Genomic DNA, 26083 nt, shown 5'->3' with positions numbered 1-26083 from the left:
CATTAAAAATAATCGAGTAAAGCTAGAATTCCGTTGTAAGAAATTACTAAGGAGAAGAATAAAGCTGCAAACATGCCAATGTAAACACCAATATTGGTTTTGTAGGTTTTCATCACTTTTTTATTACTTAATAAAATGATGATTCCTAAAATTACCAAAGGCAGAACAAACACATTAAATACTTGAGATAATATTTGAACTTCTATAGGATTTGCGCCAAAGGCTGGCCCAATTAAAGCTACCAAACATGCAATAGCTGTAACGATTCTAAACTGTTTTGAATTGGTATCTAAAATACCAGATTGATAATCTGCAATTAATAAGGGCGCAATTAACAAGCAAGGAAAAATAGAAGATAAACCTGCACTTAGTGCTCCAAAAAAGAAAATAGTTACAGCCCATTTACCTGCAACAGGCTCTAAAGTATTTGCCATATCTAAAACGTGCGTAACTTCTTTACCTTCATAAAATAAAGCACCTGCAGCAACTGCCATTATTGTACCACTAATTATAAAAATTAAAATGGCTGCAGTAATAGAATCTTTCTTTTGTTGATTTAGGTTCTTAATAGTCCAACCTTTACCTTTCACAAATAAAGGCCTTGATAAAAAAGTGGCTGCAGCCATTGTTGTGCCTACAAACGCAGCTACTAACATTTTACCTCCTGACACATCAGGAATTGTTGGTATAAAACCCTTAATAACGTCTGCTGTTAAAGGTTGTACCATAAATAAAGATAAGATGAATGATAAACCCATTAAGCTTACAAAAATCACTAATATTTTTTCGAAGAAAGTATATTTACCAACAAGCATTAGCAAATAGAAAATAACAATAACAACAATAGCAGTTGCTAAAACTGTTTCGTATTTATAAGGAACAATATCAGGAAAATTAAGTGATAGAATTTCAAAAATAATATTGGCTGAAATTCCTAAAATACCCATTAGTGAATTCCATTGCCCAAAGGTTATTCCAATAATTATAGCAATGGCTAAAGGTTTACCAAACTTTAAATGTTTTTTAAATCCGTAAAGTGCAGTTTCTCCAGTAATTAAAGCAAAATTACCATATGCAAACATTAAAACTCCAGAAAATAAACAGCTTAAAAATAGTACCCATAATAATTGCATGTTGAATTTACTACCAGCAACAATCATAGAAGTTACACTACCTGTACCAATAGTATAACCAATAGCAAAAATACCAGGACCAAAACCCAAGACTATTACAATAATTCTTTTTAATAGTGACTTTTTTGGTTTGGTTGTGCTCATTAGTTTTGTTATTTAAAATTTATGAAATCCAGTTAGTGTGATGAAACTTCCCTGAAGCATCATCTATCCTTTGGTAAGTATGTGCACCAAAGTAATCTCTTTGTGCTTGTATAATATTTGCTGATGAATTTTGTGTAGTTATCCCATTAAAAAACTGAAGAGCCTCACTTAAGGCAGGAGTTGGAACATCGCTCAAAACACAATCTGAAACCACTCTTTTTATAGCTGGTTTACACCCAATAATATTATTGGCGATAGTAGCACTCATTAAAACATCGTTTGTTTCTTTAAAAACAGCAACTAAATCTTCCATAAGAGATGATCTAATAATGCATCCATTTGTCCAAATTCTTGCTATTTCACTTAAATTAAGATTCCAATTTAATTTTTCTGATGCCTCATGTATCAATTTAAAACCTTGATAATGATTTATAGTTCTTGCAAACTGATAGGCGTTAAGCAAATCTTTATCGTTTACATTTAATCTAGAAACCGATTTTTTAGTGAATTGGTTGTAAAGTTGAACTCTCTCATCTTTATAAAATGAAATATACCTAGCAAATAAAGCTGATGCAATTAAAGTATTTGGTACACCTAATTCTGCTGATGCTATTGTAGCCCAATTACCAGTACCTTTGTTTCCAGCCTTGTCTAGTATTTTTTCTACCAACCAAGAATCGTCTTCTTTTTTTCTAAAAATATTCGATGTAATTTCTAACAAGTAACTATCTGCAGTACTTTTAAAACTGTCTAAAGTATTTGCAATTTCTTCTGGGTTTTTACCTTTATGTTTTAAAATTGTAGCAACTTCTGCCAATAATTGCATTTCTACATATTCAATTCCATTATGTACCATTTTTATAAACTGGCCACTTCCTTCTGGGCCAATGTAGGTACAACAAGGTAAATTGTTTTTGTCTTTAGCAGCTATGGTTTCTAAATACTTAGCTACATTATTATATGCGTATTTGCTTCCACTTGGCATTATTGAAGGCCCTTTTAATGCGCCTTCTTCACCACCTGAAACGCCAGTACCTATAAACTCAATTCCTTTAGTTTGTAAATAGGTAAAACGTTCTTTAGTTTTTTTGTAGTTAGAGTTTCCTCCATCAATTATAATATCATTTTCCGATAAAAAAGGCAGTAAACTATCTATTACAATATCTATAGTTTTACCAGCATTTACCATTAGCATAATTTTTTTTGGTGATGCTAAAGAAGCTACAAATGCTTCAATATCATCAAAAGCCTCTGCTGTTTTAAGTTCAGGATGTGCTTCTTTAAAATGTTTGGCAACATCTACTTCTACATCTGGTACATGCCTATTAAATAAAGAAATTTTAAACCCTTTTTGAGCTAAGTTTCTACTTAGGCTTTTGCCCATAACTCCTAACCCAAAAAGTCCAAAATCAGACTTACTCATGATGTTGATTTTTTATAATGTCTATAATTTTTTGGGGTGATAAATCCACTGAAATCTCAATTGCATTGGCATCTTTTTCTAAAATATCAAACTGAGATTGCAACAAAGCAGTTGGCATAAAATGGTCTGCTCTTCTTTGCACTCTTTTTTGAATTAAATCAAAAGAACCCACCAAATGAATCCAAACTGTTTTACTTGTTAGGTTTGTATTTAAGATATCTCTATACTTTTGTTTTAAGGCAGAACATACAATAACACAGCTATTTTTTGTTGATTGCTCAACAGCTAAATTATTAAGTGTTTGTAACCAACTTTGCCTATCATCATCAGTTAAAGGTAGTCCTTCAGACATTTTTTGAATGTTGTTTGCTGAATGAAAATCATCACCATCAAAAAAAGGAATTTTTAATTCTTTTGAAAGCAGTTTACCAATGGTGCTTTTACCTGAACCAGAAACACCCATGATATAATATACCTTTTTCACCTTACTTGTTTAAAGGCTTGGTGCTTGGGCCTACAGTTGCTTTTCTAAACCAAACTTCTGCATAGCTGCCATTTGCATATTGTTTATCAATATCTCCACCATAAACTTCAGATTTGGTGCTTTTGGCATTTGCTTGGTTGTATGCACCTTGCTTAAAGTAATTAATTTCACCTGCATAAGCTATTTCACGCTCAACTCCACCCCCTTTTTCTCTATTTGCATACACCCTTTTTACTTGATCAGGAACAGCTGCTCTAGTTGAAAATTCTGATTTTATTAAACTTTTTGTAAAAGTTACAGTTTTATGGTTTTCACTTTTAAAGGTTAAATACATAATGCCTTCATGAACATTTACCTCGTAACTAAATTCCTCGCCCAACTTAATACCATCTTCAGGTTCAGCAGGAAAGTCTGTAGGAGTTTTACCAACTACAGCAAAATCATGACCCCAAACTGCAGTTGAGTAATCAAATCTGCCAATGTTATCTCCTTCTGTATTTATTTCGTAATTCCAAAAAACAGAACCTTTTTCATGATTTGGAAACTTTTTGTAGTAAATTTTTAATGGCTCGTTTTCATGACCTTCATCACTATGGATTTGACCAACAACTACAGAAAATGATGAGGCTGCACTGGCATGACCAGTTGTTGAAACATGCTGAACTTTTAGTGTTCCTGTTAATTTACCTCCTTCTTCTGGAATCCAATGTTTTTTCTCTCCTAACTCTGTTCTTGTATTGCTTGATGTTCTAGAGGTAACCCCTGAATTTGGAGTTTTGTATACCACCCAATCTGCAACAGAATCTGTTTGTACATAAAAGAATTTGTCTTTTTGAAAATTTACTAAACTATCTGAACGTGTCCCATCACCCAAAAGAATTTTCCATTTATCCATAAATGGTATTACATCACTTGGGTATTTAATAGTAGCTGTTTTAACAGAATCTTGCGCTTCTTCTTTTGCTAAATTTTGCATACAAGCTGCAAATACAATAACACTAAGTGAGAGTATGATTAATCTTTTCATGTTTTTAAGTTGATTGATTAGTACATTAAAGTTTGCTTTAAATTTTGTTCTGTAATTATTGTTCCAGAATTGATAAATTTATTGTCAGATGCTTTATTGTTTTTTGCTCCCCATAAAATAGACACGAATTTTACTGGATTATTTTTAAAAGTATTCTTGTTGATGTTTACGTTATGAATTCCATTGTGATTAAAAAGTCTGTTGTTTTTTTCTTTAGCAGCACAATTTACAAACGTGCTATTGGTCACCAAAAGATTACCACCAATTGTAGATTCATCATAACCACCTCTATAATAATCGATTACGTTTTGTTTTACATTGTTAAATGTACAACCATCAACTGTTAAATATTCTGTATTATAATCTCCTCTATCATTGGTTTCTTCGGATAATTCTAATCCGTTTTCACAGTTAAGAATTGAAGTATTTTTAAATGTAATTTCTTCTGCAAATGCTTGTTTATACACTTTTAAAGCATAATTGAAATTACTGATTTCAGCATCGTGAACTTCTAAGCCAAAATGATTAGACATGTTCTTTTTTAATGTAGCAAAAGCTTGTTGGGTGTTTGAGCCTTTTAAATTGATGCTTTTAACCATCAATTTTCCATAAGGCAGTAATTGAAATAATGGTGTATTTGCAGCACCATTATACATTATTTGAGCATCTCCTGAAGATTGAACAGTAATTGTTTTATCAATAGTTAAAGATGATGAAATTACATATTCACCAGAATTTAAATTGATAATATCTCCACTTACAGCTGCTTTTAATTTATCTGCCAACTCAGATGCATTTGATACTGTATGCGTAGTTGCCTCTTTTTCTTCAACTTCATTCGAGAACCATGAAGCTCCATATTTAGATTTGTCTAATAAATTTAATTTGATGTTTTCATCGCTTAAAATAGCACCAATTTGATTGTTGTTTTTTCTAGATTTTCCTAATAAATCATGTGTAATCACCTCAAAATCGAAACCATTATAAGGCTCTACATCCTTAAAACCACTTACAGGTGCAGCTAAATTGCTACCAATATCTGTTAATGTTAAGTCTTTAACAATTAAACCTTTGTCATTTGCAATGGCTACTCCATTATTATCAATTACGTTACTTTTAAAAGTAACACCATCTGCTTTATCATGCTCTACAATAGGTGTAGTATCACCTTCTGCATTGTAAATTACATTATTTACAACCTCTGTTCTTAAAGGTCTTGCAGATCTAATTTCAGATTTTGGCAACACATCTGCCTGTGCAATATTTGTACCTACACCAAACTGAAAAGGCGAATCTGAATCTACAAAAGTGTTATAAGCAACAACTACATCTGTTACTTGATTGTATCTGTTTAATGGAGACTTTGGAATTCCGTTCATAATTGCAATCGGACTTCTAAAGTTCTTCCCTTTAATTTTATAAAAAAGGTTGTTGGTTACCCAGTGACCTGTGTTTATGATTCGAATTCCTCCATAATTTTCGTTTACACCATCACCAATAAAATAATTACCATCTACAGAAACATAGTTTCCATGTCTTGTAACTACAGATCCTTCACTTTTGTAGAATACATTATTTTTAATGATGTTGAAGTTGGTTTTACTCGATATAATTTCTACTTCTCCATTACATTCTTCAAATAAGTTATTTGCTATGGTTGTATTACTAGGAGACATTGATGTAAAACTACTTCCTAATTGAATAGTTTCTCCTCTAGCACCACCTTTTCTAGGTCTTGGTCCAAAATGATTATTTACAATTTTATGATAATTTCTAATGCTTTGATTACCTTTTAAATCTACTCTAACAGTTGGGCCTCCATTCGTTTTACCTGCCAAATAACAATTACTTAATTCATTGTGTTTACCATAAAACTGTACCCAAAGATTGTCTTGATCTCTTTCTAAATTATTAAAATCTAAAATTACACAATTGGTAACCGAACTATGATTTGCAACATCTTTAGGACTGGTTCTAAAAGCGATTACATTCTTCTTTGGCGAGTGCCCATTTCTAAAAAACAAACCACTAACTTGTAAATAATTACCACTTAATTCTAAGCTAGATTCACCTTCTATAAATACTTCTCCTGCAGTTTCTGCACTTAAAGTTATAGGTTCATTTTCGGTACCTTCACCTATAAATTTTATGTTTACATCTTTATAAGTTCCGTTTTTAAGCACAATATTATCGCCTTTTTTAGCATTGCTTAAAGCTTCTTCTAATTCTGAATTAGAACTTACAATTATGCTCGATTTTTTCTCTTCGCAAGAAGAAATTACTAGAAATAAAATAAAAATTTTAAAGAACTGTTTCATAAATAAAATAAATTGGTTGACCAGTTTGGTTTACCAAATATAATATTTATTTTATACTATGCAAGTAATGAGATATGTAAATGAAAGTATTGCTTTTGTTTCTCACCAAAAAAATAAAGCTACCCCTAGTGATTCTATAGTGGATTTCGTTTGTAGTTAGCTATTAAATTATACCAAACAAATTCAAAAACTAATTGAAATCAATTAGAAAAATAAAGGAATTATAAATTGATAATAAAGAATTAATAAGCCTACTGCAATCATATTTAAAACAACACCTGCTTTTACCATTTGTTTCACTTTTACATAACCACTGGCAAAAACAATTGCATTTGGAGGAGTAGCCATAGGTAGCATAAAAGCACAACTACTTGCCATGGTTACTGGTATTAGTAAATTAAGCATTGGTATATTTAAACCTATTGCAATACCTGCAACTACAGGAGCTAAAACAGCAACTAAAGCAACATTGCTCATTAGTTCTGTCATAAATAACATTAATAGTATAAGCAATGAGGCTGTTAGTAAAATATTAAAATTACCTGCAGCAATTACATCTGTAATAACAGCAACTAGTCCACTTGAAGCCATGCCTTTTGCTAATGCTAAACCACCACCAAATAGCAGTAAAATACCCCAAGCCAATTTGCTAGTATCATCCCAGTGCAAAACAAAGTTTCCTCTTTTAAAACTCATGGGTATTGCAAATAATGCAACAGCCGCTATTAAACTTATAATTGTATCTGAAAGCTTTAGTTCTGGAAAAATAGCATTAATAAGGGTTCTTGTAATCCAAAGAAAAACGGTAATACCAAATATGGTTAACACTCTTTTTTCTTCGGACGAAATTTTGCCTAATTTTTTAATCTCATCATCTATAACATTAGCTGATGCTGTAAATTGAATTTCTCTACAAGGAAACATCCATTTTACTAATACAAAATACACAACTGCTATCATTATTAAAGAAAATGGCAATCCAAAACTCATCCATGTTAAGAACGAAATTTGGATATTGTATTGATTTTCTAACAAACCAATTAAAACCGAATTTGGAGGCGTACCAATAACTGTAGCAATTCCACCTGCATTTGCAGCAAACGCAATACCTAACATAATGCTTAGTGCAAAATTCTTATCGCCCTTTGTAAAACCATCTTCATCATTTATTAATAAACGAATTACAGATATTGCAATAGGTAGCATAACCACTGTAGATGCTGTATTACTGATCCACATACTCATAAAAGCAGTAGCCAGCATAAAACCTAAAACAACTTTTTCTGATGTTGTACCCGTAAATTTTACAATATTTAGTGCAATTCTTTTATGAAGGTTTACTTTTTCTAAAGCTAGGGCCAACACAAAACCACCAAAAAACAGAAAGATAATTGGACTCCCATAATTGGCGCCAACGTCTGCAATTGGCATCACTTTTAAAAGCGGAAATAAAATAAGTGGTAATAAAGCAGTAACAGCAATATGAACACTTTCGGTTATCCACCAAATAACCATCCAAATAGCAACTGCAATTACTGCATCTGCTTTTTGGGAAACCAAAGTTATCGGTAAAAATTTGATTAGGAAAAATAGAAGTGGCCCTAGAAATAATCCTATTTTTTTAGTAGTTTTCATGTTAATGCATTAAGCATTTGCAAAATAGTAAAAGTTTTTACAAACTAACTGAAAGCTTAAAACTACCTATTAAAATAAATCTTAGGCTCCTTTGGCTTTTTTCTTCTTCTTTTTCTTTAATTTATTTAGCCAAATAATAGTACCTGTTACAGGCAAACTTGTAGCTATTAAACACGCTAAAAAATATATTATTTTAGAAAAATTGCCAAAAATTTCTCCTGTATGAATTGGTTTTATTAACGATGCAAATTGAACGTTTAAAGGTTTGTCCTTAAAATATTGCACTTCTAATACGTTACCAGAATTGCTTAAATATAATCTGTCTGAAGTAACAGGAGACCAGTTTTCTTTGTTGGTTTTACTAATACTAAAATAATTATTTTTCTTAGTAGGGAAACTCAAAGAAACATCACCTTCGTAAACTAATTTTGAGTTTGTAATTGCTAAAGCTTCGTTAAGTGAGATGGTTTTTCCGTCCTTATTTTGAGCTAAGTTAAATTTGGGTGAAGATCTATTAAAAACTTTTGCACCAATTAAAGTACTTAAACCTGATCTGTAGCTTGCAAAAGACCAACATAAACCTGTAATACTCATAATAATTAAGAAAATACAGGCATAAAAACCTAAGGTATTGTGTAAATCATAGTTAATTCTTTTCCATTTGGCCTTGGTTTTAATTTTTAATCCTTGTTTTAAATATTTCCACTTTAGCTTTTTAGGAAACCATAAAACCACACCAGAAATGGCCAATATTAAAAATATAATTGTTGCTGTACCTACAATTGGTCTACCTATTTTGGTGTCTAGTAACAACCATCTGTGTAGTCTAAACATCGTAGACAAAAATGCATCTGCACTAGATTTTTCTACCTTTTTAATTTCTGCTGTAAACGGATTTACCAAAACTGTAGAACCTCTTCTTTGCTTCGGATCTTTTTTTACTCTAAAACTATAAGGTTTGCTTTCATTTTCAGGAATTTTAACACTTGATACAGTGCCTTCATTGTTGGTTTCTAAAGCTAAAACCAATTGATCAATAGTTAATCTTTCTGATTTTTTTTCAATATAAAATTCCTCTGAAAAAGCATCTTTTATTTCATGTTCAAAGGCTAAAACTGTTCCACTTAAACAAACTAAAAACAGTATAATTCCACTTGCTAAACCTAACCATAGATGAACATCATTAATAAATTTTTTAGCACTATATTTTTTCTTACCCATTTTAATCAAACACTATTTTTAGAACCATTTTTACCAATTCTAATGAAGGCAACAGCCTAACCATTTAGAATGATTTTAAATAAAGTGCGAAAATAATACGTGGATTTGAAATTACAAAGTTTATTTAGATTAAATTTAAATAATATTAATGAGATATATAATCTTCTTACTTATTAGCAATAAAAAAAGGTTCTTTCTCTGAGAGAAAGAACCTTTTACTAAAATTATTTTTAAATCTATTTTAGTATCTGTAGTGTTCTGGCTTGTATGGCCCTTCTACAGTTACACCAATATAATCTGCTTGATCATTGCTTAACTCTGTTAACTCAACACCAATTTTAGCTAAGTGCAATTTTGCTACTTTTTCGTCTAAATGCTTAGGTAGCATATAAACTTTGTTTTCATATGCATCAGCATTATTCCAAAGTTCAATTTGCGCTAAAGTTTGATTTGTAAATGAGTTAGACATTACAAAACTTGGGTGCCCAGTTGCACAACCTAAGTTTACTAAACGTCCTTCAGCTAAAAGAATAATATCTTTACCATTAATGTTGTATTTATCAACCTGTGGCTTAATTTCTACTTTCTCGCTATTGTTATTTAAGTAAGGAACATCAATTTCATTATCAAAGTGCCCAATGTTACAAACAATAACTTTGTCTTTCATTGCTTCAAAGTGCTCACCTCTTACAATTCCTTTATTTCCAGTAGTGGTAATTACGATATCTGCATTAGCCACAACTGTTTCTAATTTTTTCACTTCGAAACCATCCATAGCTGCTTGTAAAGCACAAATAGGGTCTATTTCTGTAACAGTAACAATAGAACCTGCACCTTTAAAAGAAGCTGCTGTACCTTTACCAACATCTCCATAACCACAAACTACTACTCTTTTACCTGCTAACATAATATCTGTTGCTCTACGAATTGCATCTACTGCAGATTCTTTACAACCGTATTTGTTATCAAATTTAGATTTTGTAACAGAATCGTTAATATTAATAGCTGGCATTGGTAATGTTCCGTTTTTTACTCTTTCGTAAAGTCTATGAACTCCTGTAGTTGTTTCTTCTGATAAACCATTAATACCTGCAGCTAATTCTGGATATTTATCTAAAACCATGTTGGTTAAATCTCCACCATCATCTAAAATCATATTTAATGGCTTTTTATCTTCACCAAAAAATAAAGTTTGTTCTATACACCAGTCAAATTCTTCTTCATTCATACCTTTCCAAGCATAAACTGGAGTGCCTGTTGCAGCAATTGCAGCAGCAGCTTGATCTTGTGTAGAAAAAATATTACAAGAACTCCAAGTTACCTCTGCTCCTAAAGCTTGTAAAGTTTCAATTAAAACAGCAGTCTGAATTGTCATATGTAAACAACCTGCAATTCTTGCACCTTTTAAAGGTTGAGAATCTCCATACTCATCTCTTAAACTCATTAAACCTGGCATTTCTGCTTCTGCCAATTCAATTTCTTTTCTACCCCAATCTGCTAAAGAAATATCTTTAACTTTAAATGGTACATACGCTGTATTTGTGCTCATATTATGTATATTTATTGTCTAATTTTATCGATTGCAAAGATACAACATCATTTTCTAAAACCTATGCCTCTTTACAAAACTATAACAGTTTCACAAACTACTAAAGTCTTCATTTGGAAGATTGAAGAAAGCTTAGAAACGCTAAAAGAAACAATTTCATTAACCGATAAAAATGAGGCAAGATTGCAATCTATGAAGTCTGAATTGCATCAAAAAGGTTTTTTATCTATTAGACATTTACTAAAAGAAGTGGGTTTAACTGATGCTGATTTAATTTACGATGAATTTGGTAAACCTCATTTAGCAAATGAAAGGTATATTTCTATTACACACTCGTTTAATTTTACAGCAATCATATATTCTACAGAAAAAGAAGTAGGTATAGATATTGAAAAACAAAGAGATAAAATTTTAAAAATCGCACATAAATTTACTCCTTTTGAAGAATACAAAACCATTGCAAACCATGATGCTTTAATTCGAAAATTAACTATTGTTTGGGGTGCTAAAGAAAGTTTGTATAAAATTTATGGGAAGAAAAAGTTGCTTTTTTTACATCATATTTATGTAGCAGACTTCAAATTTGAATCTGCTAAAACAACTGGAGAAATTCGTTTTAATGGAGAAACTGCTACTTACGACGTTGCTTTTACCGAATTTGAAGGGTTTACTTGTGTTTATGCTCTTTAATTTATGAAAAAAAGAAAACTCTATTTTCTCTGTGCTTTCTTTCTCTTTTGTACAACAAGCCTATTACTAATCACAGGTTCATCACTATTAACTTTGTCTTTGAATGAAAGTAATACTTTACCATTAGGCACCTTTATAACATGGTTTGGAATAATCGCATTACCCCTAACTTTATATTTTGGGATAAATGAATTCGAGAATCCATCTACAAAAATGACTAAAATGTTAGCCAATCTTTCAAAGGCTTCAATAACTTTGGCTGTTCTTTGGATTGTTATTTCATATATTTTAGCTGGTAATATCTCATTTACTTTTTCAGAAACGAACAATTTTCAAGGAGGTCAGTTAGCTATGAAACTATTTTGGATAAATACTTATGGTACTATAATAATCCCGATTTTAATTTTAATCACCTATTGGGTGTCAAAACTTTTTTTTAAGTTCAGTAAATAATGATGCAAGCTTTCGATTTTCTTTTTGGTCAATACAAAAACTATTCTACCCTAGATACATCCCTAGAAATAATAGCAGTAATTTTTGGCTTTTTATCTGTTTGGTATTCTAAGCAAAACAAAATTTGGGTTTTCCCAACAGGTATGGTAAGTACAGTAATATTTGTTTACTTGCTTTATAAATGGGAACTTTTAGGTGATATGATGATTAATGCCTACTATTTTATAATGAGTATTTATGGTTGGTATATTTGGACAAGCAAAGTTGATGAAACCCATGTTACCCCAATTTCTAGAACTACAAAAAAAGAGAAAACAACCTCTGTTTTTATATTTATTGCCACTCTTATTTTTGTGTATTTAATATATACAAAATTTGATAAATGGACCTCTTGGGTAGCTTATGTAGATACAACTACAACTGCAATTTTCTTTGTGGGTATGTGGTTAATGGCGAAACGAAAAATAGAAAATTGGATTTTTTGGATTGTTGGAGATTTAATTTCTATACCTTTATATTTCTATAAAGGATTTACCTTTACCAGCTTTCAATATTTAGGATTTACATTTATTGCCATTTTTGGCTATTTAACATGGAAGAAAAGCTTACACAAGAACCCAACAACCTAATTAAAGTAGTATTATTCGGACCAGAATCTACTGGAAAAACTACACTTTCTAAACAATTAGCAGAGCACTACAATACTGTTTGGGCTCCTGAATTTGCACGTGAATATTTACAAAAAAAATGGAACAAAGAGCAAAAAACTTGCGAAGCTAAAGACTTACTTCCTATTGCTATAGGTCAAATGAAACTAGAAAATACCTTAGCCCAAAAAGCCAATAAAATTCTTATTTGCGATACAGATTTACTAGAAACTAAAGTTTATTCTGAAGCTTACTATGGAGGTTTTGTTGATGAACAACTGGACAAAGCTTCCAAAAATAATTCATACGATTTATACTTGCTCACCTATATTGATATTCCTTGGGAAGCAGATGAAATTAGAGACAAACCAGATTTAAGAAAAGAAATGTTTTCTGCCTTTGAAGATGCACTAAAATCTCATAATTGTAATTATATTTTATTAAAGGGAGATAAACAAACACGCTTGCACACAGCTACAAAAGCTATAGATGAATTGCTTGTTGGCGTTAATAATTTACAATGTAAAGCTAATAATGAATAAAGAGCAAATTGTAAAAGAGCTAAACTTTAAGGCTATTAGGAGCTCTGGTGCTGGAGGTCAGCATGTAAATAAAACCTCGTCAAAAATTGAATTGACCTTCGATTTGGAAAATTCTTTGGCTTTATCTGATAAAGAAAAAGATTTGCTGAAAGAGAAATTAGCGTCTAAATTAACCAAGGAAAATCAATTAATTTTATTTTGTGAAGAAACAAGATCGCAACACAAGAACAAAGAATTATCAATAAAACGTTTTTTACGATTGCTTAAAACCAATTTAATTAGACCCAAAAAAAGAAGACCTACTAAACCTAGCAGATCTTCTATTTTAAAAAATGTTGAGAAGAATAAACGTAATTCTTTAAAAAAAGCGTTGCGGAAAAAACCTAGAATAGATTAATAAGCCTCTGCAATATTTACGTAAAAATTACCATCTGTATTACTTCCAGATCCAAAATCGAATCTAATATTTAATTTTTCTTTCTTGTCTAACATAAAACGTAAACCAACTCCGTAATTTAATTTTAAATCACGTAAACTTAAGTCTTTAGATTTATTAAAAACATCTCCAGCTCCTAAAAAAGCCACCATCCCTAATCTGCTATCTTTAAACGTTTTTCTGTATTCTACTTGAGCTGCTAGTAAATTTTCTTCAATATATCTACCTTCTATGTAACCACGCATTGTTTCTTCGTTTCCAAAAAGAGCCAATTCAGACAAAGGTGCATCTCCATTTGCAAAATGACCAATCGCTTGAAATGCTAAGACATCATCATTTTTTTGGGATATTTTTAAGTAATGACGCAAATCAAAACGTGTTAATTCAAATTGATGTGTACCTCCTAAAGCTGTACCATAATAACCTTTGGTTAGCTCTAAATACCATCCTTTAGAAGCATTTAAAATATTATCTCTACTATCATACAAAGCAGCCAACTCAAAACCTACAGAAGTTGAGCCATTAAAACCAGAAGGTTGCGTGCTTTCTAACAATCCATTTGGCTCTATTTTAGTATCGTAAATTTTGTTATACCTAACTCCACCACCTAAAAATAAATAACGTGTAAATGCTTGCTTTAATAAAATTGGTTCAAATAAAAATTGATATGTATCGTAAATTTCTTCATTTTCCTCAGGTGTATTTTGGCCTATTCCATAATACAATCTTGGATAGTTCTGAAATAAAATATTACCTGAAATTACCCATTTTTCTTGATTGGTAAAGATTTCAAATCCTGAGAAAATAAAAAACTGACTGTTTAATGTATATAATAAAGAAACTGGCATGTTAGATGTTCTTGTCTCTTCTCCACTTCCTTTAAATTTGAATAAATATTTTGCTCCTACACCAAAACCAAGGCTGGTTTCTGGTGAATAACTTACAATTGGTGCTGTAATAATTTTAGCTAAATATAAACTTGAGTCTTTAGCTACTTTATTTTTATTAGGATAAAAGGTAAAGTATTCAACAAATTTATCTAAGCCACTCTCGTTTTCTTTTTCTTGTGATTGAGTTGTTACACTTAGTGCTAAAACAAAAACAAATAGCACTGCTTTTTTATATAATTTCATGGGTTGGTGTCTAAAGTAAAAGAATATGAATTCAAATAAGTAATTTAAATACATCGCTTTTAAGTGAGTAACAAATTTATTGAATACAGATAGTAATGATGTGCTCTATTCCTTAATTTTCTACACCATATACTAAAAGTAAAAAAAAGCATATTTCTATTTCATAATACATTTTTAGCACTTAATTTTGCAGCGTTCTCAAAAGGGGTGCTGTAAAAAGCTGAGATCATACCCAATGAACCTAGAACAGGTAATGCTGTTTAGGGATGTTTAACAAAGTCATCTTTGAATGACACACTAATTATTCACTATTAATTACAAGAATAATTACCTCTTTTTATTCGTTTTAAATTTTTTAAAATGAAAAAAACTATCAATTTTTTATTCTTGTTTGCAAGTATACTTGTAAACGCACAGTCCTACCAACTTTCAGGAAAAGTAGTAGACCAAAACAACGAACCTTTAGCCAATGCAACTGTTTATGCAAAAAATTTACAGAGAGGTACCACTACAAAAGCAGATGGTTCTTACCTACTAAATTTGCCAAAAGGTGAACATTTTATTCAAGTAACTTATCTAGGTTACAAAAGCTATTTACAAGGCATTGTAATTACCAATGAAAATGTAACTGCCAATTTTACCCTGCAATATGAAAATACTGTATTAGATGAAGTTCTTGTAAATGCTGTAAGGGTAAATGCAGATATTCCTGTAACGTTTTCTAATTTATCTAAAAAGGAAATCGCAAAGCGTAATTTAGGACAAGACATTCCTATTTTGTTAAACTATTTACCTTCTGTTATTTCATCTTCAGATGCAGGTGCAGGTGTTGGTTACACTTACATGAATGTCCGTGGTTCTAATGGAGAAAGAATTAACGTAACCGTAAATGGTATACCTTATAATGATGCAGAAAGTCATGGAACTTTTTGGGTTAATTTAGGTGATTTTGCATCGTCTACAGAAAACTTACAACTGCAAAGAGGTGTAGGTACATCAACCAATGGTTCAGGTGCTTTTGGTGCAAGTTTAAATATTTTAACAGATGCTGTTTCTGAAGAAGCTTATGGAGAAATTTCGAATTCTTTTGGTTCTTTTGGCACACGTAAGCATACTGTAAAATTTAGTACAGGTAAAATTAACGACCATATAGAATTTGCAGGACGTTTGTCTGACATTTATTCTGATGGTTATGTAGATAGAGCTTTTACAGATCTAAAATCGTACTATTTACAAGGTAGTTATTCAGATGATAACACTCTTATAAAAGCCATAACTTTTGGTGGTGAAGAAAGAACTTACCAATCTTGGTTTGGTTTAGATGCTACCCAGTTAGCACAAGATAGAAGACAAAACCCATATACCTATGAAAATGAAGTAGATGATTATGGGCAAAACCATTATCAATTGCATTGGAATGAGCAGTTAAATGAAAAATGGAGTACTACTTTAGGTTTGAATTATACTAAAGGATCTGGATTTTTTGAGCAATACAAACCAGGAGAATCTGCTGCAGATTTTAATAATTTAATTGCAGATGGCAGTGATGTTATTGTAAGACGTTGGTTAGATAATGATTTTTACGTAGCTAACTTTAATACAAATTACAAAACCGAAAAATTAAATTTAATTACAGGAATCTCTTACTCAAATTATACTGGAGATCATTTTGGTGAAGTTATTTGGGGGTCTGATTTAGCGCCAAATACAGAAATTAGAGATCGTTACTATTTTTCTGATGCTACAAAAAATGACTTTTCACTTTTTGCAAAAGCTAATTTTTACATCTCAGAAAAATTATCTGGTTATGCAGATTTACAAGGGCGTTTTGTGTCTTATCAAACTCAAGGTTTAACTTCAGACAGAGCTCCTATAGATGTAGATGCTAATTTCGATTTCTTTAATCCAAAATTTGGTTTAACTTATAATGTAAATGCAAACAACAATTTATATGCTTCGTTTGCTGTTGCAAATAGAGAACCTAATAGAAACGATTTTGAGAATGGAGTTTCTACACCAGAAACTTTGAACGATTTAGAAGTAGGTTGGCGTTTAAATAATGGTAAAGTTAAATTAAATACTAACGTTTATTATATGGATTATAAGAATCAGTTAGTTTTAACAGGTGCCTTAGATGATGTAGGAGCTCCTGTAAGAGAAACATCTGGTAGCAGTTATAGATTAGGTTTAGAAATAGATGCTGATATTCGATTTTCTGATAAATTTTCTTGGAAACCAAATGCCGCTTTTAGCACCAACAAAAACAGAGACTTTTTTATTACAAGAGATGGGAATACAACTCCTGAATTATTAGGGAATACAGATATTTCGTTCTCACCAAATGTAATTGTAGGTAATATGTTTATCTATAACCCAACAGATAATTTACAGTTAACATTATTATCAAAATATGTTGGTGAACAGTTTTTAAGCAACTTAAGTAGCGCAATTTCTACAAACGATGTTTTAGAAAGCTACTTTACAAGCGATATAAATATTGTGTACACAATTACACCAAATAAAATCTTCGATTCAATTACATTAACAGCATTAATTAATAATATTTTTGATACTGAATATGTAGATAGAGGTTATTATTTTACTTATGATGATGATTTTTCTGTACCTGGTACAGTTACTACTGTTGATGGTGCAGGGTACTACCCACAAGCAACTAGAAACTTTTTAATTGGGGCAACCTTAAGATTTTAAACAAAAAAAAGGGAAGTTAATAACTTCCCTTTTTACTTTCACTTTATGTGCTATATTACTCAGTAATATAGTCTTCTACTGTTTCATTCAATTCTTCTCTTAAATCATCGAACTTTTCTACAAGTTCTTCCATGTTTTGTTTAACGTTATCTAGAGGTTCATTCTTTTCGTTAATCAATTTTGTGTACTCTTCTTGCACATCCTCAATATCTTCTAAAACCTCTTCTGTTTTTAATGAAGTTGGTATAGAGTTAGATAGGTTTGCAATAGGATCATTTAAGTTTTCTAAACTAGTCATTGGCAAATCATAATCTGTTTCTTCTAAACCAATTAAAGTTTCGTTAGTTGCGTTAAAAGAGGTCCATCCATTAATTCTTAAAGCATCTTCATCATTAGAATTATAAAATACTGATGTACCATCATTTAAATCTAAATTATACTCTTTTTCTTTCTTAGCATCACAAGCCACAAATACTATAGAAGCCATGGCTAAAATTGCTGTAAATCTTTTTATCGTTTTCATAATCTTTTCGTTTACTATTTAATTATGGTACAAATGTACTATCCCATTACAGTTTCTATTGACCCAAAACATAGTGTGTTTGACTCATTCAATAAAATATCAAAATTTGTCGTTTTTGGTCATTTTTAGTCCATTTTTGATTAAAAACGAATAAAAAACGTCAATTTTTAGCAAAAACGGCTTATTTTTTGTAATTTCGCCATCTATGAAAATTAAAGCGTACAAACAGATTATTAATTCTTCTATTTATAAAGCTGCAGTACCATTTTATTCCTCTGCCTTCTAGCTTTTCTGCTAACTGGTAAATTATTATGTATTACTTATTAATAAATGAACGCAAATTGTTTGCGTTCTAACCATTACTATTATGAAATTAATTCAAATTAAACGAAGTACAAAACAAGAAAAATACTACTCATCTGCAATGGGTATTTTAAACTCTAAAGTAGTTTATATTAAAAAACACGTATTAGGTTTCCCTGTAAAAACCATACATAAGTATAGAGAAACTTACTATGGAGAGGTAAAAGACTGTGGAGATTGTAATCTATTTATTTAAGAACTTAAAAATTAAAATCGATATATGAGACAATTAAAAATTGTAAAGCAAGTAACCAACAGAGACACCAAATCTTTAGAAAAATATTTTCAAGAGATAGGTAAAATAGACCTAATTACTGCTGATGAAGAAGTAGAATTGGCACTTAAAATTAAAGCTGGTGATCAAAGAGCTCTAGATAAATTGGTAAAAGCTAACTTACGATTTGTTGTTTCTGTAGCAAAACAATACCAAAATCAAGGTTTAAAATTATCTGATTTAATTAATGAAGGTAATTTAGGTTTGGTAAAAGCTGCTAAACGTTTTGACGAAACTAGAGGTTTCAAGTTTATTTCTTATGCAGTTTGGTGGATTAGACAATCTATCATGCAATCGTTAGCAGAACAATCAAGAATTGTTCGTTTACCTTTAAATAAAATTGGTAGTATTAGCAAAATCAACAAAGTATATTCTAAGTTAGAGCAAAGAAATGAAAGAATACCAACTTATGTAGAAATTGCAAATGAATTAGACACTACAGTTAGAAATGTAGCTCAATCTATGAAAAACTCTGGCAGACATGTTTCTATGGACGCCCCTTTTAGAGAAGGTGAAGATTCTAATTTATACAATGTGTTAAAGTCTGATGAATCTCCAAGACCAGATAAAAATTTAATGAAACAATCATTAGATATAGAAATTGATAGAGCTTTAGAAACTTTGTCTCATAAAGAAGCTAAAGTAATAAAAATGTTTTTCGGTTTAGGTAACCACACAGCATCAAGCCTGTCTGAAATAGGTGAAACTTTCGATTTAACTCGAGAACGAGTAAGACAAGTAAAACAAAGAGCTATTAGACGTTTACAAAACAAATCTAGAACCGAAGTTTTACGTTACTATTTAGGATAGAAACTACTATCTAGTTTATTTCAAGAAAACTTAAAAATGCTAAAATGTATATCACTTGTATATTTTAGCATTTTTATATTTTCCTTAATCCAGTAATAAAATAAAATGTTTAAGAATAAAACTTCTCTTAAACTTTAGTTGTTAGTATTTTTAGTTTCCCTTATTTTTACGAATAAACCTTTAAATACTTAATTTATAAAAAAATATGAGTGCTAAAATAGGGCTTAAAGATGCCATATTTATTGGTATTGGTGGTATGGTTGGTGGAGGTATTTTCGCTGTTCTTGGTTTAGCAGTTTCTCTAGCGAAAGGTGGTACACCCATCGCTTTTTTGTTTGCAGGAATTATTGCGTTACTTACTGCATATTCTTATGCCAAACTCTCTAAAAAATATCCAGAAAACGGAGGTACAGTTCGCTTTGTACATCATCAATTTGGAAATGGAATATTTGCTGGTGGTATTAATAATTTGCTATGGATTAGTTACATTGTAATGTTAGCCTTATACGCCTCTGCTTTTGGCTCTTACAGTGCAGAACTTATTTCAATTACTGATAATAATGAGGTTGATGTTAAGATTTTTCAAACAGCCATTATTCTACTCGCACTTTTTATTAACTATTTAAGTATAAAACTTGTAAGTGCTATAGAATCTGTTTCTGTAGTTGTTAAATTAATAATTCTTATTGCTTTTATTGCTGTAGGTTTTTATGGAATATCTCAAAACACTTCGAATTTAGATCAACTTTCTCCTGAAAATTGGGAAGCTCCACTTCTTTTACTTTCTGGTGGTATGGTTATTTTTGTAGCATATGAGGGTTTTGAATTGATTGCAAACTCAATTGGAGATTTAAAAAACAAAGAAAAAAATACAGAGAAAGCTTATTTTGGAGCTGTTGGATTTGTTGTTATTCTCTATATTTTAATTGCCATTGTAACTATTGGAGCCTTACCTTTTGATGCTATTGCAAGTGCAGAAGAATATGTTTTGGCTAAAGCAGCAGAGCCAACCTTAGGTAAAATAGGCTTTACCATAATTACAATAACAGCTATGATTTCTACATTTTCTGCAATAAATGCAACAGTTTTAGGAAGTGGAAGAGTAAATTTTGATATTGCTAAAGATGATGAACTGCCTAAATATTTCAGTCATAAGTTTTGGGGTAAACCAATTGGGTTTTTAATTACTGCAATTTTAGCGGTTGCTCTGGTAAATACAATTGATTTAAAAAGTATATCTACAGCTGGTAGTTCTGGTTTTTTACTAATTTTTACCATTGTAAATTTCATTGGTTTTAAAAAACATGAAACTTTAAATTCAAATAAGTTGATACATTTGATAGCAACAATAATCTGTTTTATTGCTTTTCTTACTCTTCTATATCAGCAATTTGAAGAAAACAAAATTGGCGTCTATAGTGCTTTAGGTATAATATTCCTCAGTTTTTTGGTAGAAACGTTCTATAAAAGTACTTCTAGTCAAAAAAAGTAAAACATTATTTTGGCTATTCATTAACAATTCTAAACATTCATTTTCAGTAATTTAGAGTTTTAATCGTTACCAATCTTAATTCATTTATTATGAAAAATGTTTTTACTCTGCTATTTGTTTGTCTATTATTTACTAACCTAGAAATTTACTCTCAAGAAAATAAATTTGAACTTGATGCAAATGTAAACATGCTCATAACTGGTAAAGGAAAAGGTCAAGATGGTGCAATAAACCCTTATTATGGACAAGATTGTTACGCGATTGTAAAAAATACAGGAAAGAAAAAATTTAGTATTCGTATTCAAAAAAATGGTGAAATCTTAAAGACGTACACTATTCTAAAAGGAAAAGAGAAAAAAATTAAGCTTTTAAAAGACCAAGAATTGTATTTAGACACCAATGCTAAACATAAAATAAAAGCCATTCTAAACTTTGAAGAAATTAAAAACGAATAAAAAAATTAATCTTCAGATTTTAGCTTTTCTATAAAACCTTCTATAGATTCTGCATTTTCTACAGAAAATTCTCCAATTTTTGTTCTTCTTAAAACAGATAAATGAGCACCAGAGTTAAGTGCTTTTCCAAAATCGTAAGCAAGAGATCTAATGTAAGTTCCTTTAGAACAAACAACTCTAAATTCAACATTTGGTAGCGCTACTTTTGTAATTTCAAATTCAGGTATAGTAACTGTTCTCGATTTAATTTCTGTTGTTTCTCCTTTTCTAGCCAATTCATACAAGCGTTTACCATCTTTCTTAATTGCAGAGAAAATAGGTGGCTTTTGTTGAATATCTCCAATAAACTGTAAGGTAGTTTCTTTTAATAAATCTGAAGTAATATGTTCTGTAGAAAACGTTTCATCTACTTCAGTTTCTAGGTCATAACTAGGTGTAGTAGATCCAATTGTAAAAGTACCTGTATATTCTTTTATTTGACCTTGATAAGTATTTATTTCTTTAGTCTGTTTACCTGTACAAATAATTAACAAACCAGTAGCTAACGGATCTAGAGTACCTGCATGACCCACTTTAATTTTTTTGATGTTAAATCGTTGCTTAATATGCCAACGCAATTTATTTACCACTTGAAAAGAGGTCCATGTAAGTGGTTTATCAATCAGTAAAACTTGTCCGTTTTTATAATCTTCTTCTGTCATCAACAACTGAATTTATGCCGAGAATAAGCTGTAAGCAATAGCTATAAATCCTACAATTGCACAGTATAATGAAAAGTAAGACAGTTTGCTTTTTTTCACTAAAGCAATCATCCATTTGCAAGCCAAAATACCAGCTAAAAATGCAGCTATAAAACCTGCACTTATTGGTAACATCTCTGAAGATTGAAAATTTAAATCTCCACTTAAAACATCTTTACCTATTTTACCAAAGATTAATGGTACCACCATTAAAAAGGAAAAACGAGCAGCTTTGGTTCTGTCTATACCCAATAAAACGGATGTAGATATAGTTGCTCCAGATCTAGAAATACCTGGTAACATAGCAATAGCTTGTGAAATACCAATAATTACTGAGTTTGAAAAAGAGACTTCTTTATTCGTGTTTTTGGCTTTATCTGCTAATAATAATAAAACAGCTGTAACTAAAAGCATAATACCTACCAAAAGTATTTTACCTCCAAAAAAGGCTTCTAATTGTTCTTCAAACAATAAACCTACAATGACAGCTGGTATCATAGAAATAATAATTTTGATAGAAAATTTAGTTTGATCATTCCATTTAAACTGAAATAAACCTTTTAAGATTTCTGCTACTTCTTTTCTAAAAATTACTAATGTACTAAGGGCTGTTGCAAAATGTAAAACCACAGTAAAAGTTAAACTTTCTTCAGGTACAGATGTATCACCCAAAATAGCTTTAGCCAATTCTAAATGACCACTAGAAGAAACTGGTAAAAACTCCGTTAGACCTTGAATTACGCCAAGAACAATAGCTTCTATAATGTCCATATATTATTTTTTAGGATCTGCTAAAATTGCATAAATCTCGATAGCTAAACCAATAATCACTAAAGTTGGTGCCAAACGAATTCTTTGCCAATTATAGATTTCTTCATTAAAAACATTTGGGTCATCACTACCTCCTCCAGACATAAATATAAATCCAACAGTAATAAACACAATGCCTATAAGCATTATGATATAATTTCTTTTACCAAATAAAAACTCTGGTTTTTGCTGTACCTTATTTTTCATAGTTTAATAATATAATTCGTCTGTTTGCAAGTTTAAAAAACGTTGTGTTGCAAAAAATGTGCTAATCCAAGTAATGATTAATGAAGATAAAATTACAATACCTGATATGTAAGTTAAGGTAACATAATCTTCTAAAAAGTTTAAACTTGGTATGTATTTGTCTAAATAGTAAATAATAACTGCTATACCCATTAATGCAATCAATGCACCTAACAAACCTAATTTTAAGCTTCTAAAAATAAATGGTCTTCTAATAAAACTCTTTGTAGCTCCAACCATTTGCATTGTTTTAATATTAAAACGTTTAGAATAGATAGATAATCGTATAGAACTGTTTATTAAAATCATGGCTACTAAGCCAAAAAAACTACTTAAAACCAAAAGCCAAAAGCTAATACGCTTTATATTTTTAGTTAGTAGATTTATTAATGGTTTATCATAAGAAACATCAGCTACAAAAGCATTTTTTTGAAACCTTTGTTCTAACTCAGCTACTTTTTCTGGAGTAACATAGTCTGCTTTTAGGTAAATGTCAACTCCGTTTTTTAACGGATTTTCTCCTAAAAACTCTAAAAAATCTTCACCTATTTGCTCACTAAACCTTTTTGCTGCTTGAGCTTTACTTGTATAAATTGCTTTTTTAGTAAACTCTTCTTCTAACAAAGATTCTCTAAATGTTTTAATTTGCTTCTGAGTAACATTATCTTTTATAAAAAGTGTAATAGCCACTTTTTCTTTAACGTAGTTAGCAACTTTTGTGCTTTTTAAAACTATTAAACTTAAAACACCCACCATAAATAACACCAAAGCAATACTAATTACAACAGATATGTAAGAAGATTGTAAGCGTCTTTTTTGATAAGAATCAAATTTTTTGGACATTGATTTTAAGGTTTAATCGATTGCAAGATAATAATTAGAAATCAGTTGATAAGAAGAGTTTGCAGTATTTTAACTAATTGATTTCTTGGCACAATTCTACAAGCACACCATTTGTAGATTTAGGATGAACAAAGGCTACCAATTTATTGTCTGCTCCTTTTTTTGGGGTTTCGTTTAAAACAACAAAACCTTCTTCTTTTAATCTTTTTATTTCGCTAAGAATATCATCTACAGCAAAGGCAATGTGATGTATACCTTCGCCTTTCTTGGCTATGAATTTAGCAATAGGACTTTCTTCATTTGTAGCCTCTAAAAGTTCAATTTTATTGGGGCCTGTTTTAAAAAATGATGTTTTTACTCCTTCTGATAAAACCTCTTCTATTTTGTAGTGTTCTTCACCAAAAAGCGATGCAAAAACCTTATTTGATTTTTCTAAATCTTTAACTGCAATACCTATATGTTCTATCTTATTCATAGTGTAAAAATAAAAAAACCAGTAAAGAAAACTTTACTGGTTTTAGATTTATTTAAAAAAGTAAGCTTATTGAGCTAATACTTTAAAATCGTCTATCATATAAGCACCATCTAAGGTAGTGTCATTACCTGAACCTGTAACTTTAAAACCTACATAAAGCGTACCTGTATAAGTAGATAAATCTACCAAACCAGAATCTTTAAATGCATACCAAGAATCGCTTGGTACAGGTAAGTTTGCAGAGACTGGTTGCCAAGTTGCAGCAGCTACATTAGAACCATCATAGTCTGTAGATACAAATACTTCTAAAGTATTGTCTACAGAATCTAAATGGTGCTGTGCTACTTGAAAGTTTAGGAACTCGTTTGTTTGAGCATCCATATCTATACTTGGTGAAATTAACCAACCAACATTTACGTCATCTCCAGATCTAAACGTACTGAATTCTCCATAACCATTACCACTAAAAACCTGCTCTGTCCATAATTCGCTTCCTTCTTCAGCAAAGTTTGTCCAGCCAGGAAAATTGAATGTTGTGTTATCTACACCAGAATCAAAATCTTCTTCTACAATTACATTAAAGTCATTAATATCTAAAGGTGTACATCTAGCTCCAGACATATCCACATCAGAATTATTATTTAATGCTAAAACTAAATCACTACCATTAAAAGTTTTAGAAACAACACCTGAAATAGAACCACCACCTTCTGGAAGTGTAGCAAACTTAAAACTTGCAAATGCAGAAGTTTCTAAGATAAAGGTTGTAAAACCAAAACCATCACAACTTTGTAACGTTCTTTGAGTATCGAACTGATCATTAGCATCAACGTACGTTTTACCAGCTAAAGTTGTTGGAAACTGAGCGTTATCTACTTGAACAAACATACCAATATGACTGGCGTTAATTTCTGAGAATTTTACGCTTAATGGTACAATAGTTTCTGTGTTTGATGATCTAAATAATTTTGTTTCTAATTGATTTAGAGATAAGTTTTCTACTTCATCTCCATCATCGTTTTTATCACCACCAATTGTTGCTACACCATCTCCTGAACGAACTTCACCAACATATAACCCATTTAATCTTACATAAACCTCTCTACCTATATTAAATTTGTTGTAAGAATCTACCAATTCTAAAGCTACTTTTATTGCAGCTGTTGGATTTTCTGGCTTATCTTGAATAAAAAATTCTTTGTAAAAATTACCTGTTTCGTCTGATGATGTTACATAACCCTTAACAACAATGTTTGATGTAATTTCTGTTGCTTGACCATTTACAACCAAGCCAGCTAAATTTGAAATAGAAATTTCTGTTAAACCGCTATTTGGATCTGCTAGTTCTGCTTCTATTGTTTCAACTGCTGCATTTTCTTCTGCGCCTATACTTTGAGGTACAGTAAAATCTCCATCCTCTACACACGATGTAAAATATATACTAGCTACAAAAGCTAATAATAAGATGATTGTTTTATTTGTTTTCATAATTAATTTATTTAATA

26 protein-coding genes and 1 riboswitch are annotated in these 26083 nt (G+C 30.7%); of the genes, 9 read left to right on the top strand and 17 right to left on the bottom strand.

Annotated features, from left to right (window positions below):
* Positions 1-2: 2 nt before the first annotated feature.
* The 8 genes from MED152_RS09740 to ahcY all read right to left on the bottom strand — a co-directional run bounded on the left by MED152_RS09740 (position 3) and on the right by ahcY (position 10934).
* On the bottom strand, positions 3-1277 hold the full coding sequence (locus tag MED152_RS09740; RefSeq protein ID WP_015481704.1) for an Nramp family divalent metal transporter: 1275 nt from the start codon (positions 1275-1277) through the stop codon (positions 3-5).
* Between the two features lie 19 nt (positions 1278-1296).
* A complete protein-coding gene (gene gndA / locus MED152_RS09735; protein ID WP_015481703.1) occupies positions 1297-2700 on the bottom strand; it encodes an NADP-dependent phosphogluconate dehydrogenase in 1404 nt (467 codons plus the stop codon).
* Positions 2693-3184, bottom strand: coding sequence for a gluconokinase (locus MED152_RS13835; protein ID WP_238559137.1), 492 nt, complete (start codon positions 3182-3184; stop codon positions 2693-2695). The genes gndA and MED152_RS13835 overlap by 8 nt, the downstream gene beginning before the upstream one ends.
* A gap of 1 nt (position 3185) precedes the next feature.
* Positions 3186-4211: a polysaccharide lyase family 7 protein gene (locus MED152_RS09725; protein WP_015481701.1), complete on the bottom strand. Its 1026-nt coding sequence runs from the start codon at positions 4209-4211 to the stop codon at positions 3186-3188.
* 17 nt (positions 4212-4228) lie between these two features.
* Complete coding sequence (locus MED152_RS09720) at positions 4229-6529, bottom strand: chondroitinase-B domain-containing protein (RefSeq protein WP_015481700.1); 2301 nt, start codon at positions 6527-6529, stop codon at positions 4229-4231.
* 204 nt (positions 6530-6733) lie between these two features.
* Positions 6734-8164, bottom strand: a complete 1431-nt coding sequence (locus MED152_RS09715) for a DASS family sodium-coupled anion symporter (protein WP_015481699.1) — start codon at positions 8162-8164, stop codon at positions 6734-6736.
* Between the two features lie 81 nt (positions 8165-8245).
* Entirely contained in the window at positions 8246-9385 is a 1140-nt protein-coding gene (locus MED152_RS09710; protein WP_015481698.1) for a PepSY domain-containing protein, read from the bottom strand.
* 241 nt (positions 9386-9626) lie between these two features.
* Complete coding sequence (gene ahcY, locus MED152_RS09705; RefSeq protein WP_015481697.1) at positions 9627-10934, bottom strand: adenosylhomocysteinase; 1308 nt, start codon at positions 10932-10934, stop codon at positions 9627-9629.
* A gap of 63 nt (positions 10935-10997) precedes the next feature.
* On the opposite strand from ahcY, the gene MED152_RS09700 reads away from it, so the two are divergent.
* Positions 10998-11624 (top strand): 4'-phosphopantetheinyl transferase superfamily protein, encoded by a 627-nt coding sequence (locus MED152_RS09700; protein WP_015481696.1) that lies wholly within the window; start codon positions 10998-11000, stop codon positions 11622-11624.
* A 20-nt stretch (positions 11625-11644) separates the two neighbouring features.
* Here MED152_RS09700 and MED152_RS09695 read toward each other — a convergent pair whose 3' ends face one another.
* Complete coding sequence (locus MED152_RS09695; protein ID WP_041383575.1) at positions 11645-11953, bottom strand: hypothetical protein; 309 nt, start codon at positions 11951-11953, stop codon at positions 11645-11647.
* A gap of 123 nt (positions 11954-12076) precedes the next feature.
* Here MED152_RS09695 and pnuC point away from each other — a divergent pair, with 123 nt between their 5' ends.
* Genes pnuC through arfB form a run of 3 tightly spaced genes read left to right on the top strand, consistent with a single transcriptional unit; the run spans position 12077 to position 13663 of the window.
* A complete protein-coding gene (pnuC, locus tag MED152_RS09690; RefSeq protein ID WP_015481694.1) occupies positions 12077-12706 on the top strand; it encodes a nicotinamide riboside transporter PnuC in 630 nt (209 codons plus the stop codon).
* The gene (locus MED152_RS09685) at positions 12670-13266 is read left to right on the top strand and encodes an AAA family ATPase (protein ID WP_015481693.1); all 597 of its coding nucleotides are present in this window, start codon (positions 12670-12672) and stop codon (positions 13264-13266) included. The genes pnuC and MED152_RS09685 overlap by 37 nt, the downstream gene beginning before the upstream one ends.
* Complete coding sequence (gene arfB, locus MED152_RS09680; RefSeq protein ID WP_015481692.1) at positions 13259-13663, top strand: alternative ribosome rescue aminoacyl-tRNA hydrolase ArfB; 405 nt, start codon at positions 13259-13261, stop codon at positions 13661-13663. The genes MED152_RS09685 and arfB overlap by 8 nt, the downstream gene beginning before the upstream one ends.
* On the opposite strand, the gene MED152_RS09675 is transcribed toward arfB, so the two are convergent.
* Positions 13660-14835: a BamA/TamA family outer membrane protein gene (locus tag MED152_RS09675; RefSeq protein ID WP_015481691.1), complete on the bottom strand. Its 1176-nt coding sequence runs from the start codon at positions 14833-14835 to the stop codon at positions 13660-13662. The genes arfB and MED152_RS09675 overlap by 4 nt on opposite strands.
* Before the next feature lie 193 nt (positions 14836-15028).
* A riboswitch (TPP riboswitch) is annotated at positions 15029-15121 on the top strand.
* A gap of 74 nt (positions 15122-15195) precedes the next feature.
* On the opposite strand from MED152_RS09675, the gene MED152_RS09670 reads away from it, so the two are divergent.
* A complete protein-coding gene (locus MED152_RS09670) occupies positions 15196-17547 on the top strand; it encodes a TonB-dependent receptor (protein WP_015481690.1) in 2352 nt (783 codons plus the stop codon).
* 55 nt (positions 17548-17602) lie between these two features.
* Here the strand turns inward: MED152_RS09670 and MED152_RS09665 are convergent, their stop codons facing one another.
* Entirely contained in the window at positions 17603-18070 is a 468-nt protein-coding gene (locus MED152_RS09665) for a hypothetical protein (protein ID WP_015481689.1), read from the bottom strand.
* A 367-nt stretch (positions 18071-18437) separates the two neighbouring features.
* Between MED152_RS09665 and MED152_RS09660 the strand changes: the two genes are divergently transcribed.
* From MED152_RS09660 to MED152_RS09645, 4 genes are all read left to right on the top strand, one after another.
* The gene (locus MED152_RS09660) at positions 18438-18629 is read left to right on the top strand and encodes a hypothetical protein (RefSeq protein WP_015481688.1); all 192 of its coding nucleotides are present in this window, start codon (positions 18438-18440) and stop codon (positions 18627-18629) included.
* Positions 18630-18653: 24 nt separating this feature from the next.
* The gene (locus MED152_RS09655) at positions 18654-19517 is read left to right on the top strand and encodes an RNA polymerase sigma factor RpoD/SigA (RefSeq protein ID WP_015481687.1); all 864 of its coding nucleotides are present in this window, start codon (positions 18654-18656) and stop codon (positions 19515-19517) included.
* Between the two features lie 205 nt (positions 19518-19722).
* Positions 19723-21009, top strand: a complete 1287-nt coding sequence (locus tag MED152_RS09650) for an APC family permease (protein WP_015481686.1) — start codon at positions 19723-19725, stop codon at positions 21007-21009.
* 89 nt (positions 21010-21098) lie between these two features.
* Positions 21099-21464, top strand: a complete 366-nt coding sequence (locus MED152_RS09645) for a hypothetical protein (protein ID WP_015481685.1) — start codon at positions 21099-21101, stop codon at positions 21462-21464.
* Positions 21465-21469: 5 nt separating this feature from the next.
* Here MED152_RS09645 and truB read toward each other — a convergent pair whose 3' ends face one another.
* The 6 genes from truB to MED152_RS09615 all read right to left on the bottom strand — a co-directional run bounded on the left by truB (position 21470) and on the right by MED152_RS09615 (position 26066).
* Positions 21470-22165: a tRNA pseudouridine(55) synthase TruB gene (truB, locus tag MED152_RS09640; protein ID WP_015481684.1), complete on the bottom strand. Its 696-nt coding sequence runs from the start codon at positions 22163-22165 to the stop codon at positions 21470-21472.
* A gap of 12 nt (positions 22166-22177) precedes the next feature.
* Positions 22178-22975 carry an undecaprenyl-diphosphate phosphatase gene (locus tag MED152_RS09635; RefSeq protein WP_015481683.1) on the bottom strand — a complete coding sequence of 266 codons (798 nt, stop codon included), beginning with the start codon at positions 22973-22975 and terminating at the stop codon, positions 22178-22180.
* 3 nt (positions 22976-22978) lie between these two features.
* Positions 22979-23221, bottom strand: coding sequence for a DUF3098 domain-containing protein (locus MED152_RS09630; RefSeq protein ID WP_015481682.1), 243 nt, complete (start codon positions 23219-23221; stop codon positions 22979-22981).
* A 3-nt stretch (positions 23222-23224) separates the two neighbouring features.
* The gene (locus MED152_RS09625; protein ID WP_015481681.1) at positions 23225-24103 is read right to left on the bottom strand and encodes an ABC transporter permease; all 879 of its coding nucleotides are present in this window, start codon (positions 24101-24103) and stop codon (positions 23225-23227) included.
* Positions 24104-24176: 73 nt separating this feature from the next.
* Positions 24177-24578: a methylmalonyl-CoA epimerase gene (gene mce / locus MED152_RS09620; protein WP_015481680.1), complete on the bottom strand. Its 402-nt coding sequence runs from the start codon at positions 24576-24578 to the stop codon at positions 24177-24179.
* A 66-nt stretch (positions 24579-24644) separates the two neighbouring features.
* Entirely contained in the window at positions 24645-26066 is a 1422-nt protein-coding gene (locus tag MED152_RS09615) for a DUF5689 domain-containing protein (protein ID WP_015481679.1), read from the bottom strand.
* Between the last annotated feature and the right edge of the window lie 17 nt (positions 26067-26083).

The sequence above is a fragment of the Polaribacter sp. MED152 genome, assembly GCF_000152945.2.
GTDB lineage: Bacteria > Bacteroidota > Bacteroidia > Flavobacteriales > Flavobacteriaceae > Polaribacter.
Note: the sequence above shows the minus strand (reverse complement) of the source record. Positions and strands in the feature narration are given on the sequence as shown.

Coding starts and splice junctions, on each gene's coding strand:
- MED152_RS09615 (WP_015481679.1), bottom strand. CDS start 26,066: ATGAAAACAAATAAAACAATCATCTTATTATTAGCTTTTGTAGCTAGT.
- MED152_RS09655 (WP_015481687.1), top strand. CDS start 18,654: ATGAGACAATTAAAAATTGTAAAGCAAGTAACCAACAGAGACACCAAA.
- arfB (WP_015481692.1), top strand. CDS start 13,259: ATGAATAAAGAGCAAATTGTAAAAGAGCTAAACTTTAAGGCTATTAGG.
- MED152_RS09670 (WP_015481690.1), top strand. CDS start 15,196: ATGAAAAAAACTATCAATTTTTTATTCTTGTTTGCAAGTATACTTGTA.
- MED152_RS09650 (WP_015481686.1), top strand. CDS start 19,723: ATGAGTGCTAAAATAGGGCTTAAAGATGCCATATTTATTGGTATTGGT.
- MED152_RS09740 (WP_015481704.1), bottom strand. CDS start 1,277: ATGAGCACAACCAAACCAAAAAAGTCACTATTAAAAAGAATTATTGTA.
- MED152_RS09630 (WP_015481682.1), bottom strand. CDS start 23,221: ATGAAAAATAAGGTACAGCAAAAACCAGAGTTTTTATTTGGTAAAAGA.
- truB (WP_015481684.1), bottom strand. CDS start 22,165: ATGACAGAAGAAGATTATAAAAACGGACAAGTTTTACTGATTGATAAA.
- mce (WP_015481680.1), bottom strand. CDS start 24,578: ATGAATAAGATAGAACATATAGGTATTGCAGTTAAAGATTTAGAAAAA.
- MED152_RS09625 (WP_015481681.1), bottom strand. CDS start 24,103: ATGTCCAAAAAATTTGATTCTTATCAAAAAAGACGCTTACAATCTTCT.
- ahcY (WP_015481697.1), bottom strand. CDS start 10,934: ATGAGCACAAATACAGCGTATGTACCATTTAAAGTTAAAGATATTTCT.
- MED152_RS09725 (WP_015481701.1), bottom strand. CDS start 4,211: ATGAAAAGATTAATCATACTCTCACTTAGTGTTATTGTATTTGCAGCT.
- MED152_RS09675 (WP_015481691.1), bottom strand. CDS start 14,835: ATGAAATTATATAAAAAAGCAGTGCTATTTGTTTTTGTTTTAGCACTA.
- MED152_RS09660 (WP_015481688.1), top strand. CDS start 18,438: ATGAAATTAATTCAAATTAAACGAAGTACAAAACAAGAAAAATACTAC.
- MED152_RS09645 (WP_015481685.1), top strand. CDS start 21,099: ATGAAAAATGTTTTTACTCTGCTATTTGTTTGTCTATTATTTACTAAC.
- MED152_RS09720 (WP_015481700.1), bottom strand. CDS start 6,529: ATGAAACAGTTCTTTAAAATTTTTATTTTATTTCTAGTAATTTCTTCT.
- pnuC (WP_015481694.1), top strand. CDS start 12,077: ATGATGCAAGCTTTCGATTTTCTTTTTGGTCAATACAAAAACTATTCT.
- MED152_RS09700 (WP_015481696.1), top strand. CDS start 10,998: ATGCCTCTTTACAAAACTATAACAGTTTCACAAACTACTAAAGTCTTC.
- MED152_RS09710 (WP_015481698.1), bottom strand. CDS start 9,385: ATGGGTAAGAAAAAATATAGTGCTAAAAAATTTATTAATGATGTTCAT.
- MED152_RS09635 (WP_015481683.1), bottom strand. CDS start 22,975: ATGGACATTATAGAAGCTATTGTTCTTGGCGTAATTCAAGGTCTAACG.
- gndA (WP_015481703.1), bottom strand. CDS start 2,700: ATGAGTAAGTCTGATTTTGGACTTTTTGGGTTAGGAGTTATGGGCAAA.
- MED152_RS09685 (WP_015481693.1), top strand. CDS start 12,670: ATGGAAGAAAAGCTTACACAAGAACCCAACAACCTAATTAAAGTAGTA.
- MED152_RS09715 (WP_015481699.1), bottom strand. CDS start 8,164: ATGAAAACTACTAAAAAAATAGGATTATTTCTAGGGCCACTTCTATTT.
- MED152_RS09665 (WP_015481689.1), bottom strand. CDS start 18,070: ATGAAAACGATAAAAAGATTTACAGCAATTTTAGCCATGGCTTCTATA.